At 70.5% G+C, this 16,420-nt stretch carries 17 protein-coding genes; 10 read left to right on the top strand and 7 right to left on the bottom strand.

The annotated features are described in order from the left end of the window. Positions 1–76: 76 nt before the first annotated feature. Entirely contained in the window at positions 77–1,006 is a 930-nt protein-coding gene (locus tag G361_RS0127820) for a hypothetical protein (protein WP_019930407.1), read from the top strand. A gap of 28 nt (positions 1,007–1,034) precedes the next feature. On the opposite strand, the gene G361_RS47310 is transcribed toward G361_RS0127820, so the two are convergent. Further along, entirely contained in the window at positions 1,035–1,670 is a 636-nt protein-coding gene (locus tag G361_RS47310) for a PASTA domain-containing protein (protein ID WP_019930408.1), read from the bottom strand. A gap of 61 nt (positions 1,671–1,731) precedes the next feature. Then, entirely contained in the window at positions 1,732–4,557 is a 2,826-nt protein-coding gene (locus tag G361_RS0127830) for an FAD-binding and (Fe-S)-binding domain-containing protein (RefSeq protein ID WP_036495560.1), read from the bottom strand. A 33-nt stretch (positions 4,558–4,590) separates the two neighbouring features. On the opposite strand from G361_RS0127830, the gene G361_RS0127835 reads away from it, so the two are divergent. The 8 genes from G361_RS0127835 (at position 4,591) to G361_RS45125 (ending at position 11,237) form a co-directional block, all read left to right on the top strand. Continuing rightward, a complete protein-coding gene (locus G361_RS0127835; protein ID WP_019930410.1) occupies positions 4,591–5,316 on the top strand; it encodes a GntR family transcriptional regulator in 726 nt (241 codons plus the stop codon). A gap of 105 nt (positions 5,317–5,421) precedes the next feature. Further along, positions 5,422–6,729, top strand: a complete 1,308-nt coding sequence (locus G361_RS0127840) for an ABC transporter substrate-binding protein (RefSeq protein WP_026343595.1) — start codon at positions 5,422–5,424, stop codon at positions 6,727–6,729. Positions 6,730–6,732: 3 nt separating this feature from the next. Continuing rightward, a complete protein-coding gene (locus G361_RS0127845; protein ID WP_019930412.1) occupies positions 6,733–7,578 on the top strand; it encodes a carbohydrate ABC transporter permease in 846 nt (281 codons plus the stop codon). Beyond that, on the top strand, positions 7,575–8,423 hold the full coding sequence (locus G361_RS0127850; RefSeq protein ID WP_019930413.1) for a carbohydrate ABC transporter permease: 849 nt from the start codon (positions 7,575–7,577) through the stop codon (positions 8,421–8,423). The genes G361_RS0127845 and G361_RS0127850 overlap by 4 nt, the downstream gene beginning before the upstream one ends. 10 nt (positions 8,424–8,433) lie before the next feature. Further along, a complete protein-coding gene (locus G361_RS0127855; RefSeq protein WP_019930414.1) occupies positions 8,434–9,522 on the top strand; it encodes an ABC transporter ATP-binding protein in 1,089 nt (362 codons plus the stop codon). 57 nt (positions 9,523–9,579) lie between these two features. After that, a complete protein-coding gene (locus tag G361_RS45115; protein WP_155981805.1) occupies positions 9,580–9,882 on the top strand; it encodes a putative quinol monooxygenase in 303 nt (100 codons plus the stop codon). Positions 9,883–9,893: 11 nt separating this feature from the next. After that, entirely contained in the window at positions 9,894–10,790 is an 897-nt protein-coding gene (locus G361_RS45120) for an acyl-CoA thioesterase II (RefSeq protein WP_019930416.1), read from the top strand. Between the two features lie 15 nt (positions 10,791–10,805). Further along, complete coding sequence (locus G361_RS45125; protein WP_019930417.1) at positions 10,806–11,237, top strand: DUF427 domain-containing protein; 432 nt, start codon at positions 10,806–10,808, stop codon at positions 11,235–11,237. Positions 11,238–11,420: 183 nt separating this feature from the next. Here the strand turns inward: G361_RS45125 and G361_RS45130 are convergent, their stop codons facing one another. From G361_RS45130 to G361_RS0127895, 5 genes are all read right to left on the bottom strand, one after another. Next, on the bottom strand, positions 11,421–12,599 hold the full coding sequence (locus G361_RS45130; RefSeq protein ID WP_019930418.1) for an MAB_1171c family putative transporter: 1,179 nt from the start codon (positions 12,597–12,599) through the stop codon (positions 11,421–11,423). Between the two features lie 4 nt (positions 12,600–12,603). Then, entirely contained in the window at positions 12,604–13,116 is a 513-nt protein-coding gene (locus tag G361_RS45135; RefSeq protein ID WP_155981806.1) for a hypothetical protein, read from the bottom strand. Positions 13,117–13,156: 40 nt separating this feature from the next. After that, positions 13,157–13,609, bottom strand: coding sequence for a hypothetical protein (locus G361_RS47315; protein WP_019930420.1), 453 nt, complete (start codon positions 13,607–13,609; stop codon positions 13,157–13,159). A 187-nt stretch (positions 13,610–13,796) separates the two neighbouring features. Next, positions 13,797–14,948 carry a cytochrome P450 gene (locus G361_RS45145; RefSeq protein WP_019930421.1) on the bottom strand — a complete coding sequence of 384 codons (1,152 nt, stop codon included), beginning with the start codon at positions 14,946–14,948 and terminating at the stop codon, positions 13,797–13,799. A gap of 80 nt (positions 14,949–15,028) precedes the next feature. After that, positions 15,029–15,682 (bottom strand): TetR/AcrR family transcriptional regulator C-terminal domain-containing protein, encoded by a 654-nt coding sequence (locus tag G361_RS0127895; protein WP_019930422.1) that lies wholly within the window; start codon positions 15,680–15,682, stop codon positions 15,029–15,031. A 116-nt stretch (positions 15,683–15,798) separates the two neighbouring features. Here G361_RS0127895 and G361_RS0127900 point away from each other — a divergent pair, with 116 nt between their 5' ends. Beyond that, positions 15,799–16,413, top strand: coding sequence for a nitroreductase family protein (locus G361_RS0127900; protein ID WP_019930423.1), 615 nt, complete (start codon positions 15,799–15,801; stop codon positions 16,411–16,413). Positions 16,414–16,420 lie beyond the last annotated feature (7 nt).

Raw genomic sequence — 16,420 nt, forward strand, 5'->3', positions numbered from 1 at the left:
GCGCCCGCTCCGGGTTCCTCGGGCAGCAGCCTGCGAGTTAGGCTGTCCGGGTTGTTCTTCCGGATCGGAGGCGGGCGTGAGCTGGTTCAACCGACGGCAGCGACGCGATCCGGGGACCGACCCGCGCGATCCCTCGTTCTCGTTCCTGTCGGCGGACGAGGGCAGGCGTTTCCGCGCGACCATGCGAGAGGTGCTGGCGGAGCGCGGTATCGAGGGTGTCGTCTCCGAGACGCACCTCACCACCATGGACGGCGCTCAGCTCGGCTTCTACAACATCGCGGCCTACTGCCACAGTTTCGGCGGCGATCCGGGGTCCTGGCCCGCGCTGATCGGTGAGCACCTCGACCGGTTGCTGCGCGAACACGATTCGGATCCGCTGGATCTGCCCGTCGACGAGTTGCTGCCGACCATGTTCCCCCGCGTCGTGCCGGACTTCCAGATGCAGTACCGCGACGAGTTCCGCTACGGTCCCGAGGTCGCCGAGGGGCTGTGGGTGGTGCTCGCCCTCGACCGGCCCGACACGGTCACCACGATGCCCGACACCGCCGTCGCGGAACTCGGCGGCTTCGACGAACTGTGGCCGCGGGCGATGGAAAACCTGCGCGCCCTGCCGATTCCGGCGCATCAGACCTTCGGCCGCCGGGCCGGCGGCTGGTTCCACGCGATGATCGACGACTCGTATTTCACGGCCTCGCGGGTGCTGGTCCTCGACGAACTGCTGACCCGGATGGCGGTCCCGTTCGGCGAGGACGGTGTGCTGGTGACGATGCCGAACCGGACCCAGTTGGTGTTCCGCCCGCTCGACGGCAGTGCGTTCGCGCCGGCCGTGCACGATATGACCGACTTCACCATTCGTGGCTACGTCGACGCTCCCGGTCTGGTCAGCCCGCACCTGTACTGGTGGCGCAGCGGCGAACTGACCCAGCTCACCCAGCACGAGGACGATCGGATGACCTTCGACCTGCCGGAGGACTTCCGGGAACTGCTCGACCGCTACGGCGAATGAGCCGGGAACCGCTGCGGCGCGGCCGGATTCAGCCGACCGCTTCCTGGGTGGGCTCGGGCAGCGCCTCGCGCATCGACAGCGGAGTGGGCCGCGGGCGGCGCGGTTCGCGCACACCGCCGTGGCCGTCGTCGCGGGTGAGCCAGACCTGCACGACCGAGCGGGCCGGCACCCGGGCGCCCGACTCCGGGCTCTGATCGGTCACGATCCAGCCGGTCTCGCCGAGTTCCGGTGTGGGCGTGTCGGATTCGGCGCTCACCGCGGCCAGTCCGACCTTGTCCAGCGCCGTGCGGGCGTCGATCCAGCTCATGCCGATCATATTCGGCACGGTGACCGTCGACCGGCGCCGTTCCCGGATCGCCCGCATCGGGATGGCGGCCGCGTCCCGCGCGGCCTGCTCCAGCACGACCTGCTGATCCAGATCGTGCCAGCGCTCCCAGGCGGACTGCCGGGTCACGCCGAGATAGGTCGCGATCTCCGTCCAGCTCTGCCCGTACTCCCGCGCCGCGTGCACGGCCCGCAATTCCATCTGGTCCAATGTCCGGCGCACCGTGACGACGTCGTCGAGGGCGGCCAGTGCGTCCGATCCGGTCGACGGGCCCCCGCGCCGGGAGGTGAGCCGCTTCCACGCCGCGTTACCATCGCTCCACCTGCTGCTGTCTGCCATATCCGACAGGCTAGCCTGACAGGGAGAATCCGACACTACGCCCACGGTGAACACCGGATCGCTACGGCGCCAGTCGATCCGCCAGCAACTGCGCCAGATGCTCGCCCCGGCGATCGGTCAGATCGGCCAGCTGGGTGCGGCAGGAGAATCCGTCCGCCAGGATCGGATCGCCGGGGCCGGCCGCCGCGACCGCGGGCAGCAGCCGATCCCCGGCGATCGCCACCGAGACCTCGTAGTGCCCCTTCTCGACGCCGAAATTGCCTGCGAGACCGCAACATCCGCCGAGCCGCTGCACCTCGGCCCCGGCGGCGCGCAACAACTTCTCGTCGGCGCTCCAGCCCATGACGGCATGGTGGTGGCAGTGCGGTTGTGCCACGATCGACGTCCCGGCGAGAGTGGGCGGCTGCCAGCCGCGTTCGGTGAGCAGCTCCGCCAGGGTGCGGGTGGCCGCCGCGACCGGGGCGGCCGAATCACCCAGCAGTTCCACGGCATCCGAGCGCAGCACCCCGGTGCACGAGGGCTCCATCCCGACGATCGGAATACCCGATCCGACCTGCCGCGTGAGGGTTCCGACGGTCCGGCCGAGGATCTTCCGCGCGGCGGTGAGCTGGCCGGTGGTGATCCAGGTCAGCGCGCAGCACTGCCGCGCGGCGGTGAGTCGCGGGCGGTAACCGGCCGCCTCCAGCACCCGCACGGTCGCGATGCCGACCTCCGGATCGAAATGGTCGGTGAAGGAGTCGACGAACAGCAGTACCGGATCACCGGTCGTGGCGCGTTCGTGCGCGGTGGCCGCGAACCAGGACCGGAACGTGCGCGGCGCGAAGGGCGGAATGCCGCGGCGCGCGTCCACACCGGCGGCCGCCAGCACCGCACGGCTCACACCCGGAATCCGCATGGCCGCGTTGACCGTGCGCGGCGCGAGGGCCGCGAGCCGGGCCCAGCGCGGCAACCGGCCCAGCGAATAGTGCGCGGCGGGCCGGAGGCGGCCGCGATAGGTCTGGTGCAGTACCTCGGATTTGTAGGCGGCCATGTCGACACCGGTCGGGCAGTCCGAACGACATCCCTTGCAGGACAGGCACAGATCCAGCGCCTCGTGCACCTCCGGCGCACGCCAGCCCCCGGTGACCGCGGTGCCGTTGACCATCTCCTGCAGGATCCGGGCGCGGCCGCGGGTGGAATCCTTCTCCTCCCCCGTGGCCGCGAACGACGGGCACATCACCCCGCCGGTACCGGTGTTGTCGGCGCGGCACTTGCCGACTCCGGTACAGCGGTGCACGGCCCGGGTGAAGTCGCCGTCGTCGTCGCGGTAGCCGAAGGCCAGATCGCGGCGCAGCGGCGGCGCGGCCGGCACCCGCAGATCGGCGTCGACCGGCCGGGGGTCCACCAGCACACCGGGATTGAGCACGTTCTCCGGATCGAAGACGTGCTTCACCGCGGCGAACAGCCGGATCGCGGCCGGCGAGTACATCGCCGGCAGCAGCGCGCTGCGGGCCCGGCCGTCGCCGTGCTCACCGGACAGCGATCCGCCGTAACCGGCCACGAGTTCCGCTGCGGCGGTGAGGAATTCGCGGAAGATCGCGGTACCGCCGGGCCGATCCAGCGGCAGGTCGAGCCGAATGTGCAGGCATCCGTCGCCGAAATGTCCGTAGGGCAGGCCGGTCACGTCGAAATCGCGCATCAGCGCGTCGAAATCGCGCAGGTACGCCCCGAGCCGGTGCGGCGGCACCGCCGCATCCTCCCACCCGGCGTGCGCGGGCAGTCCGGCCGGACTGCGTGCCGACAGACCGGCGCCGTCCTCCCGGATCCGCCACAACCGGGCGGCCTGCGCGGCGTCGGTGACCACTCGACTGTCCAGTGCCCCAGCGGATTCGGCCGTCCGCGCGGCCCGGTCCAGCACCTCCGCGCGATCGTCCCCCGCGATCTCGACGAACAGCCAGGCCGCCCCGGCGGGCAACGGCGGCACCGCATCCGGCCCCCGGCGCTGCCGCAGCACCTCGACGATGCGGGAATCGATCCCCTCGCACGCGGTCGGCGCGAAGGCCAGCACTCCGGGTGCGGCGTCACCGGCGGCCGCGATATCCGGATACCCCAGCGCCACCAGCACCCGATGCGCCGGATCGGCGACCAGCCGCACCGTCGCCTGCGTCACCACCGCGAGCGTGCCCTCACTGCCGACGAGCATCCGCGCGACGTCGAACCCCTTCTCCGGCAACAGATTCTCCAGCGCGTAACCGGACACCTGCCGGCCGAAACGGCCCAGCTCGGTGCGCGCGGTGGCCAGCCCGCCCTGCATCACCCGATGCAGATCCGCGAGCGGCCCCGCGGCAGGCTCGGTGCGACCGGCCGAGAGCCGCAGTGCCACACCGGTTCCGGTCAGCACCCGCAGCTCCTCGATGTTGTCGGAGGTCCGCCCGTAGCCCAGCGCCCGGTTACCGCACGCGTTGTTCCCGATCATCCCGCCGATCGTGCAGCGGGTGTACGACGACGGATCCGGCCCGAACCGCAACCCGTGCGGCGCCGCGGCCCGTTGCAGAACCGCCTGCACCACACCGGGTTCCACCACCGCGGTACGCGCCTGCGCATCGATCGACAACACCCGGTTCAGATATCGCCCGAAATCCATCACCACCCCGGCCCCGACGGCATTGCCCGCGATGGAGGTACCACCCCCGCGCGAGGTCAGCGGCACCCCCTCCGCGCGGCACACCGCCAGCCCCGCCGCCACCTGGTCGGCATGCCGGGGCCGCACGACGACCTGCGGCAGCACCCGATACAACGAGGCGTCCGAGGAGTACGCGGCCCGCGTGGTCGAATCGTCGCGCACCTCCCCCACCCCGGAGCGGCGCAACCGGTCGGCCAGTGCGGCGGCATCGATCATTCGTAGCATGCTACACCGTCGTAGCATGCTACGATCGCCGCCATGCCAGACGGCGCGCTCGACCTCGGTCCCCTCCCGCCCGCCACCGGCCGGCGCATGGAGCAGGCGATCACCGCCGTCCGCGCCGCCATCGACACCGGCCGCATGCGCCCCGGCACCAAATACTCGGTCTATCGACTCGCCGACGCCCTGCACATGTCCCGCACCCCCGTCCGCGAGGCGCTGCTCCGCCTGGAGGAGGTCGGCGTCATCAAATTCGAAGCGCGCCAAGGCTTCCGCATCCTGCTCCCGCAACCCCACGAGATTGCGGAGATCTTCGCCGTCCGCCTGGCCCTGGAGGTCCCCGCCGCCCACCGCGCCGCCGCGAACCCCGACCCCGCACTGCGGCACGCCCTCGCCGACCGGCACGAGCGCATGCACACGGCGGCCCGCACCGCCGACGAATCCACCTTCGCCCGTGATGATTTCGGCCTCCACGACCTGATCCTGGCCGCCGCCGGCAACGCCCGGTCCCGCGCGATCGTCGCCGCCCTCCGCGAGACCACCCGCCTGCTCGGCGCCTCCACCGCCGACACCTCCCGCACCCTCACCGACATCGACGACGAACACACCCCGATCGTCACCGCCGTCACCGCCGGCGATCCCGACGCCGCCGCGACCGCCATGCGCGCGCACCTGATCACCACCGGCCGCCTGCTGGTCCACCAGGCCGCCCGCACCTCCCCCCACCTCGACCCCGACGCCATCTGGACCGCCCTGATCGAATAGCCGCACGGCACCAAGCCGACCGTCCGGGCTCTTGTTGACAATGTGTTACAGCTCACATAGATTGACGCTTCGAGCAACGGACGGTCCAGCACCGGGGGAACGAGTATGTCGGCAGCCCGCTCGACACGCAGGGCGGTGTTGCGTGCGGCCGGGCTGGGGGTGGCGGCGTTCGCCGCCGGATGTACCGGATTCTCGACCACCGGGAACGGGTCGATGATCTTCCTCTCCACCCAGTTCCGGCCGGCCGACGAGGTCGAGCATTTCCGGGCGCTGCTGGCCCGGACCGCCCCCGGGGTCGCGTACGTGACCATCGAGGAGAGTCCGTTCGCGACGCAGATTCGCAGTCAGGTGTCGGCGGGGTCCACCAGGATCGGATTGGTCGGCGGGTTGCACGGGGATCTGGCGCCGCTCGCGCCGGAATATCTGCAGGATCTCACCGGGCTGATCGGCGATCTCGGGCCGCGCGGATGGTCCCCGGACCATCTCGCGCTGGCCCGGGTGGGTACCGACCGGACCTGGTACGTCCCTTGGGCGACAGCCACTTACGTGCTCGCGGCCCACGCCGAGGCGCTCGGGCATCTGCCGCCGGGGGCCGATGCCGACGCGCTCACCTACGACCAGTTCCTGGACTGGGCCGTCGCCGCGCGGCGGGCCAACGGGAACCGGCCGATGCTCGGGCTGCCCGCGGGACCGAAAGGGTTGCTGCACAGGTTCACTCAGGGGTATCTGCTGCCCTCGTTCACCGCCGGGCAGATCACCGCGTTCCGGTCGGCGGCGGCGGTCACGGCGTGGCAGTACTTCCGCGAGTTGTGGGCCAACTGCACGCCCGCGAGCACCACCTACGACTTCATGCAGGAACCGCTGGCCGCCGGGGAGGTGCGGATGGCCTGGGATCATGTGGTGCGGCTGGCGCAGGCGCCGGCCCGGGATCCGCAGAACTGGCACATGTTTCCCGCACCGCGTGGACCGAAGGGGCTCGGCTACATGGCGGTCCTGCTGGGGCTCGCGATCCCGAAGCACGGGCCGGAACCCGAACTGGCGCAACGCACCATCTCCGCGTTCAGCCAACCGGCCGCGCAGATCGACCTGCTGCGGTCCAACGGATTCTTCCCCGCGGTCGGCGCCGCGATCCCCGGCGATCTGCCGCCGGCGGTGCGGCTGGAGGCCGACGCGGTGCGCCGGCAGCAGCAGGCGCCGGGCACCATCGTCTCGCTGCCACCGGTCGGGCTCGGGCAGCGCGAGGGCGAGGTGAGCAAGGTCTTCCAGGACACCTTCCGCGCGATCGTGCTGGGCGGGGCCGATATTCGCGGCACGCTCGACCAGCAGGCCAAGATCCTCCAGGGCATCCTCGACGAGATGAAGGTGCCGTGCTGGGCCCCCGATCCGCCCGCCGCGCACTGCCGGGTGGTGTGAGCGATGACCCTGCGCGCCCGCACCCCGTGGCTGCTGTTGCTCCCCTCGATCGTGCTGCTGCTGGCGCTGTTCGGCTGGCCGCTGGCACAGGCGGTGGTGCAGGCGTTCCGCGGCGGCCACGGCCTCACCGTCGGCAACTTCTCCCGTCTGTTCCACGATCCGTATTTCCTTCCCGCCCTGCGCAATACGATTCTGCTGATCGTCATCGTGGTACCGATCCAGCTGATACTGGCGATCGCCATGACGCTGCTGGTGCAGGCGCGGCCGCGATTCCTCGCCGGGCACTTCTACCTCTGGTGCCTGCCGCTGGCGATCTCGGAGCTGGCGGCGGGCCTGGTGTGGCTGTCCGTCTTCGGCAATCGCGGTTACCTGAATTCGCTGCTGATCCGGCTCGGTCTCGCCCACGACGGCGTGCAGTGGCTGGGCTACCGGCACACCTGGACCATGCTGCTGGCCGTCGTGATCGCCGAGGTCTGGCGCGCCACCTCGCTGGTGTTCGTCATCGTGGTGGCCGGCGCGCAGCTGATCCCCCGCGACTACGACGAGGCCGCACAGGTTTTCGGCGCGAACCCCTGGCAGCGGCTGCGGCACGTCACGCTGCCGCTGCTGGCGCCGAGCCTGCAGGTGGCGCTGATCCTGCGAACGATCCTGGCGCTGCAGGCCTTCGCCGTCGCCCAGGCCCTGACCGGCCGCGACTTCCCGCTCCTGGTCGGCGAGACCTACCAGTGGTACTCGAATCTGCAGAATCCGGCCGTCGCGAGCGCGGTATCCCTGGTGGTACTGGCGATCTCGCTGATCACCGCCGCGCTGTACCTGCGGACGGTCCGGGCACCGGAGGAGGCGCGATGACCACCGGCCTGCCGCCGATCGACCGCCGCCCGCTGCGCCGCCGGCGGTGGCGCGCGGCCGGGGTCCAGCTCGCCTGCGTCGCGGTCTCGCTGTTCATGGCGGTGCCGATCGCGCTGATCACGCTGGCGGCCTTCTCCTCCCGCGACAGTATCGACGCCTACCCGAAAACCCTGATCCCCCGGCAGTTCTCAACCGAGACGCTGTCCTCGTTCTTCCACGCCACCGGAACCTTCCCGGCCCTGGGCAATTCGGTGCTGGTGGGTCTGTACACGGTGTTCTGGTCGTTGCTGATCGGCGCACCCGCCGGATATGCGCTGGCGCGCTACGCCTTCCGCGGCAAGGACGCCTACCGGCTGTTCGTACTGCTGGTGCGGGCCCTGCCGATCGTGGTGCTGTCGGTGCCGCTGGCCACCATGTTCCTGCACCTGCGTCTCGACGACACGGTACTGGCCGTCACGCTGGTGCACACCGTACTGGCGCTGCCCACCACCGTGCTCATCACCGCGGGCATCTTCGTCGCGGTGCCCGCGGATCTGGAGGAGGCCGCGCAGGTGTTCGGCTGCAACCGCCGGCAGGCCGCGTGGCAGGTCGTCGTGCCGCTGGCACTGCCGGGCCTGGCCGCCGCCGCGATCTTCACCTTCGTACTCTCGTGGAACGAGATCCTCGGCGCCACCCTCGTGACCCTCGGTCACCGCACGCTGCCGGCCCAGGTGCTCACCGCGCTCGGCGAGGCGTCCACGCCGTATCGGTTCGCGGGCGGGTTCGCGTTGATCGTCCCGGCGCTGGTGTTCATTCTCGTGATGCGCCGCTATCTGCTGAACATGTGGGGGACGACGCTGCGATGAGGGGTGTGCGATGGCCGAGTTGATCCTGCGCGACCTGGTGAAGACCTATCCCGGCGGCACCACCCGGGCCACCGACGCGGTCTCGCTGGAGATCGCCGACGGCGAGTTCATGGTGTTGCTCGGCCCGTCGGGCTGCGGCAAGACCACCCTGCTGCGGATGATCGCCGGGCTGGAGGTGCCCGACGCCGGGCAGATCGTGCTCGGCGGGCGGGACGTCACCTATCTGGAACCGCGGCGCCGGAACCTGTCCATGGTGTTCCAGTCGTACGCGGTGTTCCCGCACAAGAAGGTCGCCGCCAACATCGGTTTCGGCCTCCGGGTGCGCGGCGTGCCCGCCGACGAGATCCGGCGCAAGGTGGCGTGGGCGGCCGAATTGCTGCAATTGACACCGTATCTGGACCGCTACCCGGCGAAACTGTCCGGCGGGCAACGGCAACGGGTCGCGGTCGCGCGCGCCATCGTCACCGACACCGATCTGCTGCTGATGGACGAACCGCTGTCGAATCTGGATGCGTTGCTGCGCATGTCCTTTCGCGCCGAGCTGAAGAAGCTGGTGAGCGAACTCGGCATCACCACCGTCTACGTCACCCACGATCAGGTGGAGGCGCTGTCGCTGGGCCACCGGATAGCGGTCATGCGGGCGGGCACGATCGTGCAGACCGGCGCCCCGGCCGAGGTCTACGACCAGCCCGCGACCGAATTCGTCGGCGGCTTCCTCGGCAGCCCGCCGATGAACTTCCTGACCGGCACCGTCGCGCCGGCCGAATACGGGCCGCGGCTGGATCTGGGCGGCCAGTCGCTGGCGCTGCCGGAGGCCCTGGCCGGCTTCGACGGCCGCGACCTGCGTCTGGGTATCCGGCCGGAGGCGCTGGAGGTCGTGGAGGCGGGCTCCGATCCGGTGCTGCGCGCCGACCTGCAGGTCATCGAGCCGCTCGGCGCCTCGACGCTGCTGACCACGGCGGTCGCGGGTCAGGTGGTGAGGGTGCAGGCCGCGGCCGGTTTCCGCGCCGAGCCCGGCGATACCCTCACGCTCCGGATCCCGCCGCAGGCGTGCCGCTGGTACGACCCCGGATCCGGGACGCTGCTGCAGACTGCATGATCGTTGCGACATTTTGTGAGAATCTTGTTCTCGTTGGAACAGAGTAAGGATCTCATCATGTCGGACAGCCCGATCGTCGCCATCGTCCAGTTGCGCGTCAAGCCCGGCGCGGCCGCCACCGCCCGCGAGACGCTCGCGAAGTCCATCCCCGACACCCGGGCCTTCCCCGGCTGCCTGAACGTCACGCTGCTCGCCGATGCCGCCGACGAGCACCTGATCACCCTCGTCGAGGAGTGGGCGAGCCTGGAGCACGACCGGGCCTACCGCAAGTGGCGGGCCGGCGAGGGCGCGGTTCCCGGCATGGCCGACCTGTTCGAGGGCTATCCCCAGTTCAGCCACCACACCCGGATCGCCGACTGACGGGGATCGCCATGGACGACACAGCGGAACAGACCCGCCCCTGGACCCAGGACGAGCTGCTGCGGTTGATGGACCTGCAGCCCGACCACGAGGAGGAGGGCGTCTACCTGGCCCCCGCGCACGGCTCCACCGCGCGCGACGTGGTGGAGGCCGGGCAGATGCTCGGCGCGACCGTGGCGGCCGCGGCCAAACACGTCGAGCACCAGCGGGTGGTCTCGGCGTCGATGATCTTCTCCCGGGCCGCCGCGCATTCGCAGCCGCTGCGTGTGCACCTGGACACGGTGCGCACCGGCCGCACCTTCTCGACCGTGGAAGCCCAAGTGCGGCAACAGGGTACGCAGCGCTGCTCCGGCGTGGTACTGCTCGACTCCGGCGCCCCGGACCTGATCCGCAACTCGATCACGATGCCGGACGTCGACCCCCCGGACCGGTTGCGCTCGCACGACGTGCCCGGCGCCGTCGTGGACGGCCGCGACATCCGGGTCGTCGACGACGCCTACGACCACGACCCGGATCGGGTCGGTCCGCCGGAGTTGTTCGTGTGGACGCGATTCCGCGACGCCCCCGGATACGAATATCTGCACCAGGCGCTGCTGACCCAGTCGACGACGCACTGGACGGTCGCCGCCGCGATGCGCCCGCACACCGGGATCGGTGAGTCGATGGCGCATCGGAGCATCTCCACCGGAATCACGATGACCACCGTGACGTTCCATGATTCGGCGGATGTCTCGCAGTGGCTGCTGTACGCCACCCGTGCCACCTACGCCGGCCGTGGTCAGGCCCAGAGCGACGGCCACGTGTTCGACGTGGACGGCCGGTTGGTCGCCTCGTACAGCGTGCACGCCATGATCCGGGGCCTGCTGAAACGGACCGACGCCACCCCCGGTGGCGACACCCTGCTCTGACCACAGGAGGCAAGCATGACCAACGACCGGCCCTCGGGCTTCGTCGACTGGCCGGACTATTACATCGACGTCCGGCGCGTGCGCAATCTGATCCGGGTGACCCACGAGGGAGCACTGCTCGCCGAGACCACCGGGGCACTGCTGGTGGCCGAACAGGATCACGGCATCGTGTTCTACATCCCCGCCGAGGACGTCCGGTTCGATCTGCTCGCCCCGGACGACGACACGACCAGCCGCTGCCCGTTCAAGGGTGACGCAAAGTACTGGCGGCGCCCGGAGAGCAGCGAGCCGATCGCCTGGGAGTACACCGACCCGTATCCGGAGGTGGCGGTGATCCGCGGCCACATCGGCTTCTATCAGGATCGGACCACCCTCGAGGTGGGTGTGGCGGTGCCCGCCGTCAGCGGTCGCCCGGCGCCGAAGCCCACGGCCGCCGCCGCGCACTGACACGGAACGCTTGGACGGCTGTGGTGTTCGATGAAGGGGATATCGAACACCACAGCCGCACCGGCAAGGATAGCCGCCCGGGGCCCGCACGTCATCATCGGGCCGATACTTGCTGTTCACCGAAATGTACAGATACACAGTACTTTTCGACACACTTATCGAATTCGCGCAGGTAGCGGATATTCATCCTGACGTGCGGCGATCCGCGACGCCGGACGTCGGCGGCAGTTTCCGGAAGGCCGACGCGACCGCCAGCAGCCAGTCGAGTTCCCCGTCGAAGCCGGGCCGGGGCGGATCCCGGAAGATCGCGCCACCACCGCCGTGCGCACCCGCGGCCTGCCGCCGCAGTGCGGCCGCGATGCGCGCGGCTTCGATTGCCGCCGAACGCTTCTCCGATCTGAGCCGCGATCCCGCGAGCCGGCGCTCGGCGCGGTCGCCGTCGTCCGGGCCGAGGTACGGTTGCAGGCGCAGCAGCGCGTCGCGGATCTCGATCACCCGGCGGTACCGCACATTCCGCATGCCGCGGCCGACCTCCGGTGCGCCGCCGCCGATCTCGGGTAGTTGCGCGCGCAGCGCCGACCAGAGCGGTCGCAGCCGGGGCAGTGTCCGCGCCTGCGCCACGGCGGTGACCGCCTGCGGGATCAGCGACGGGCACAGGTAGCCGATCAGCATGATCGTCGCGCCGAGCGCGGCGAATCCCGGCGCGATCCGAATACTCAGCCCGTGCAGCGGAGTTCCAGCCCACGCGGCGGCGAGCGCCACCGCCTTGCCCACGCTGTAGCCGAGCGCGACGGTGGAGCCCGCGGCCAGCAGCCACAGTCCCCGCCACAGCCACACCTGCGCGCGCACCTGGCCCAGCCAGGTGCGGCACAGCAGGATCAGGCGCACGAGTCCGCCGCTGTAGGCAACCAGGTAGACCGTCAGGAAGACGGTCACCACCGGCCGGGTCCCGTAGTGGTCGTCGAAATCGGTGGCGTGCGAACGGTCGTGCACCGGCGCCACCGCGAACAGCACCGCGAGGGTCACCACGACGGCGGCGATCGCCACCATCACCACCCGGCCGCGCAGCAGCGGATGTTCCTGCGGCGCGACCAGATAGGCCGTCCACACCAACTGGGCCAGTACCGCCGTCGCGATCGCCGCGTACACGATCGGGGTGGCCAGATTCGGGACGCCGCTCACCCGGCCGATCCAGTCGTAGATCGCCGGCACCGCGGCCTCGAAACCCACTGCCGCGCACAGGATCGCGACGGCCACGGCCCAGCGGGCGGAACTCGGGTTGCGGACGGCCGGCACCAGCCGCCAGCCGAAGGTGATCAGGGCGAGCGTCCCGATGCCACCGTAGGTGAGCGCGAATCCCATGCCGTCAGGCCGGTCCGAGGGTGTCGAGCAGGCTGCCCAGCTCCGGTGGCGCGGTGTCCGGCAGCACCCATTCCGGACGGGCGGTCCATTCCGTGATGTGGTGGGCCATCAGCAGATCCGCGATGTGCTCGGCCTCCCGTTCCTCGCCGTCGGACGAACAGGATCGGCCCAGCATCCGCCGCACCACCACCGGGTCGATGTGCGGGGCCAGCAGGCGAGCGGCGTCGAGCCCGGTGACGGTGACCGGGCGGTGCCCGGACAGCAGATGCCCGAATTCGTGGCACACGATGTGATCCTGATGCATCCGGGTCGTATCACGCTGGTAGGCGATGAAATCGATGTCGTCGGTGATCAGCAGTCCGCCGGACAGACCGGCCGGCGGCAGCGGTTCCGGGCGCAGCCGTAGCGGACGGCCGCGCCGCCGGGCCAGCGCCTCGGCCAGCCCGGCCACCGAAAAGTGTTGCGTCAGGCCCAATGTGCGCAGTTCGCGACGCAACCGCCGATGATCCATCACCACGTTCCCACCCCCGAGGCTCCGCCACGCCGCGATCCGCACGTCAGCCGCCGCTGTCGCGCTCGGCCTCGATCCGCCGCAGCACGTCGAACATCGCCGCGACGGCCTCGGCCCGCACCGTACCGTGTGCGAGCCCGTCGCGCAGCACCAGTTCCAGCGCGGCGCTGTCGCCTTTTCCCTTGAGCGCGTTGATCAATGCCAATTCCCGGCCGCGTTCGGCGGCCAGTCGCGGATTGGTCAGCGGGTCGAGACTGTCCAGTCCGAAGTAGGCGCGCAGCGCCTCCAGCGTCTCGAACGACGGATTCACCGCCTGGCCCGTGCGCAGTTTCCACAGATAGTTGGCGGACAGGCCGAATCCGGTCGCGCGAAGTATGTTCTCCGCCAACGCCCGATGGGTGATCTCGACCGTGCGGCCGTCGCGCTCGGCGGGCGGATGCATCGCGCCGATCAGGGTGTTCAGCGCATACGTGAACGGATGCTCGTGGGACGCAACCATTCCGATCTTGTCTCCTGCAGTTGACAGGCTCCGTGCCACAGATCATATACTCATCGGCGACTTCGCGACCCGGTGTCGACGGCGGTTGCCCCCGAAGGGGAGGGCATCGGCCGTGAGAGGTCGGCGCACGGTACGCGAAGCAAAGGGTGGGGCGATCGAGGACGCTCGCCCCATCCGGACCCGTGCCTCAGGAAACCTTCACCGGCAGGGTCAGCGGGCCGCGGTGCCGGAATCCGGACCGCCAGGGCACGGTGGTGGCGGTGGCGCGCAGACCCGGCCACCGCGCGTAGATCTGTTGCAGCACAACCGTGGTGACGGTCCGCACCAGCGCGGTGCCGACGCAGGCGTGCGCGCCCAGGCCCAGTCCCAGATGCGAATTCGGCCCCCGGCGCGGATCCGGTTCCTCGGGCCGCGCGAAGCGCTCCGGATCGTGATTGGCCGCGGCCAGGCACAGCAGCACCGTCTCCCCCGCGCGCACCCGGTAGCCGCCGAAGTCGAGATCCGTCACGGCGAACCGCGGGCCCGCCAGCACCTGTGGCGACTGATGACGTACCAGTTCGTCGACCACCGCGCCGTCGGGTCCGAGCTCCGCCGCCAGCGTGGGGCGCTGCGAGAACGTCAGCACCGCACCGGAAACGAGGTCGGCCAGGACCTCGTACCAGACGAACAGCAGATAGAACAGCAGACCCGAGAGCTGCCCGGAATCGAGTCCGGCGTCGTCCCGCCCGGCGGCGAGCAACCGCCCCAGCACGGTGTCCGCCCCGGCTCCCCGCGCGTGCTCCAGCGTGCCCGCGATGATGCCCGCCATGGTGGTGAGGGTGTCGCGCGCCCGCGGCGCCCCGTCCGGGCGCAACGTCGAATTCGCCCATCCCAGAAGGGCTTCGCGCTCCGCGTCGGCCAGCCCCAGCAGATCGCCGAGCACCGCCGCGGGCAGCGGCACGGCCACCCGCTCGACGAAATCGAATTCGTCCGCCGGCACCGCCGCGAGACACCGCCGGACCAGATCTCCGGCCGGCTCGGCCCACTCCTCCGCCCGCCGCGGCCGCAACGCCGCCACGACGGTCCGGCGCAACCGCGCGTGGTCCTCGGCATCGCTGCTCTGGAACACGTCCAGCGGCGCGGGCACCGCGAACCCACGGTAGTCGTCGCCCTGGGCGAAACGGAGATTCGTGGACAGCCGCTCGTCCAGCAGTCCGCCGCGTACCTGGTCGAAGCGGGTCACCAGCCAGGCCGGCGGCCCGTCCGGCGTCGCCACCCGATGCATTCCGCCGTCGGCACGCAGCTGCGCCAGCACCGGCCAGGGCTCCCGGGCGAACTCCTCGTCGAATATGGTCAGCACCCAGCCATCATGGTCGCTGCCGCGCCCCGGCGCACGATCACCGTCCGGACACCTGCGGCAGCCCAACGGTTTTCGCGCTCTCAGCTGCGCGGCAGCGCGGCCATCGCGCGCACTCCGGCGACGAATATCTCGATCTCGTGCCCGAAGTCGGGGTAACAGTCCGCGTCGATCAGAGCGGGCAGCACCCGCGACAGGTGCGGCAGATTCTCGGCGGCCGCGGTGTCACGGAACCAGTCCGCGATGGAATCACCCGAAACGTCAGGCGATTCCGCGACATCGGCGGTGCGGGCGAGTGCGCTGCCGAACAACAATCCCAGCAGCGAGCGGTAGTACCGGGCCGCCGCGCGATCGTCGAGTCCGGCGTCCAGCAGGCTTCCCAGTACGGCGTCGATGAAGCGCAGCGCACCCCGGGACCGCGGATCGGCCTGTCCCCCGGCGAGCAGCCCGACCACCACCGGATGGGCGAGGAAGCTCGCCTGCGCGCCGTGGGCCAGCGTCCGCAACCGATCCGGCCAGGGCAGTGCCGGATCCGGCAACGCGATCTCCTCGAACACCAGGGCCGCCACGCCGTCGAGCACATCGCGCTTGCCGGACACGTGGTTGTACAGCGACATGGCCTCGACACCGACCGCCGTGCCCAGCCGGCGCATGGACAGCCGCGCCACCCCCTCGGTGTCCACCAGCTCCAGCGCGGCGCGCAGCACGCGCCCGCGGGTCAGTGTTTCCCGCGCCACGGATGCTCCGGCATCTGACAATCCTTCCGATCGGAATCCGGCGATCGCCGCCGACTACTTACATCGTAAGTACGACGGGCTATACTTACTTAGTAAGTACGAGGGAGGACGCACCCATGGATGCCGACACGCTGCTGACCACCACCCGTTCGGTCCGCCGCAAACTCGATCTGGACCGCCCGGTGGAGCCGGACATCCTCACCGACTGCCTGCGCATCGCGCAGCAGGCGCCCATCGCGGGCGCCTTCGCCGCGGGATTCCGATGGCTGGTCGTCGACGATCAGGACACGAAAGATCAACTGGCCCCGATCATCCGGGCCGACGGGGAGAAATCCTTCGCCACCTACGGCGCCGGCCTGCCGCCGCGCACCCTGGCCTCGGGGCGGCATCTGCTCGCGACGCTCGAACGCATTCCGGTGTACGTGATCGCCTGTCTGCGCGGCCGGCCCACCGGCGATCACGCGCTGCTCACCGCCTTCTACGGCTCGGTCTATCCGGCGGTGTGGAGCCTGCAATTGGCGCTGCGCTCCCGCGGGCTCGGCAGCACGATCGTGGGGTACCACCTGGCCGGGCACGAATCCGACGTGGCCCGCATCCTCGGTATCCCGCCGGAGGTCACCCAGGTGTCGATGCTCGCCGTGGGCCACACGACGACCGGCACCTTCCGACCGGGCGCTCGCCCGCCGGTGGAGGAGATCACCTACCGCAACCGGTGGGGCGCCACGGCCTGAGGCGGCG

Origin of the sequence: Nocardia sp. BMG111209, assembly GCF_000381925.1 — a bacterium.
Classification (GTDB): Bacteria; Actinomycetota; Actinomycetes; order Mycobacteriales; family Mycobacteriaceae; genus Nocardia.

Bases quoted from the DNA above. Each gene is read 5' to 3' on its own strand.
- G361_RS0127855 (WP_019930414.1), top strand. From the start codon at position 8,434: ATGGCCGAGTTGATCCTGCGCGACCTGGTGAAGACCTATCCCGGCGGC.
- G361_RS0127840 (WP_026343595.1), top strand. From the start codon at position 5,422: ATGTCGGCAGCCCGCTCGACACGCAGGGCGGTGTTGCGTGCGGCCGGG.
- G361_RS45115 (WP_155981805.1), top strand. From the start codon at position 9,580: ATGTCGGACAGCCCGATCGTCGCCATCGTCCAGTTGCGCGTCAAGCCC.
- G361_RS0127850 (WP_019930413.1), top strand. From the start codon at position 7,575: ATGACCACCGGCCTGCCGCCGATCGACCGCCGCCCGCTGCGCCGCCGG.
- G361_RS45130 (WP_019930418.1), bottom strand. From the start codon at position 12,599: ATGGGATTCGCGCTCACCTACGGTGGCATCGGGACGCTCGCCCTGATC.
- G361_RS47315 (WP_019930420.1), bottom strand. From the start codon at position 13,609: ATGGTTGCGTCCCACGAGCATCCGTTCACGTATGCGCTGAACACCCTG.
- G361_RS45120 (WP_019930416.1), top strand. From the start codon at position 9,894: ATGGACGACACAGCGGAACAGACCCGCCCCTGGACCCAGGACGAGCTG.
- G361_RS45125 (WP_019930417.1), top strand. From the start codon at position 10,806: ATGACCAACGACCGGCCCTCGGGCTTCGTCGACTGGCCGGACTATTAC.
- G361_RS0127845 (WP_019930412.1), top strand. From the start codon at position 6,733: ATGACCCTGCGCGCCCGCACCCCGTGGCTGCTGTTGCTCCCCTCGATC.
- G361_RS0127835 (WP_019930410.1), top strand. From the start codon at position 4,591: ATGCCAGACGGCGCGCTCGACCTCGGTCCCCTCCCGCCCGCCACCGGC.
- G361_RS47310 (WP_019930408.1), bottom strand. From the start codon at position 1,670: ATGGCAGACAGCAGCAGGTGGAGCGATGGTAACGCGGCGTGGAAGCGG.
- G361_RS0127830 (WP_036495560.1), bottom strand. From the start codon at position 4,557: ATGCTACGAATGATCGATGCCGCCGCACTGGCCGACCGGTTGCGCCGC.
- G361_RS0127900 (WP_019930423.1), top strand. From the start codon at position 15,799: ATGGATGCCGACACGCTGCTGACCACCACCCGTTCGGTCCGCCGCAAA.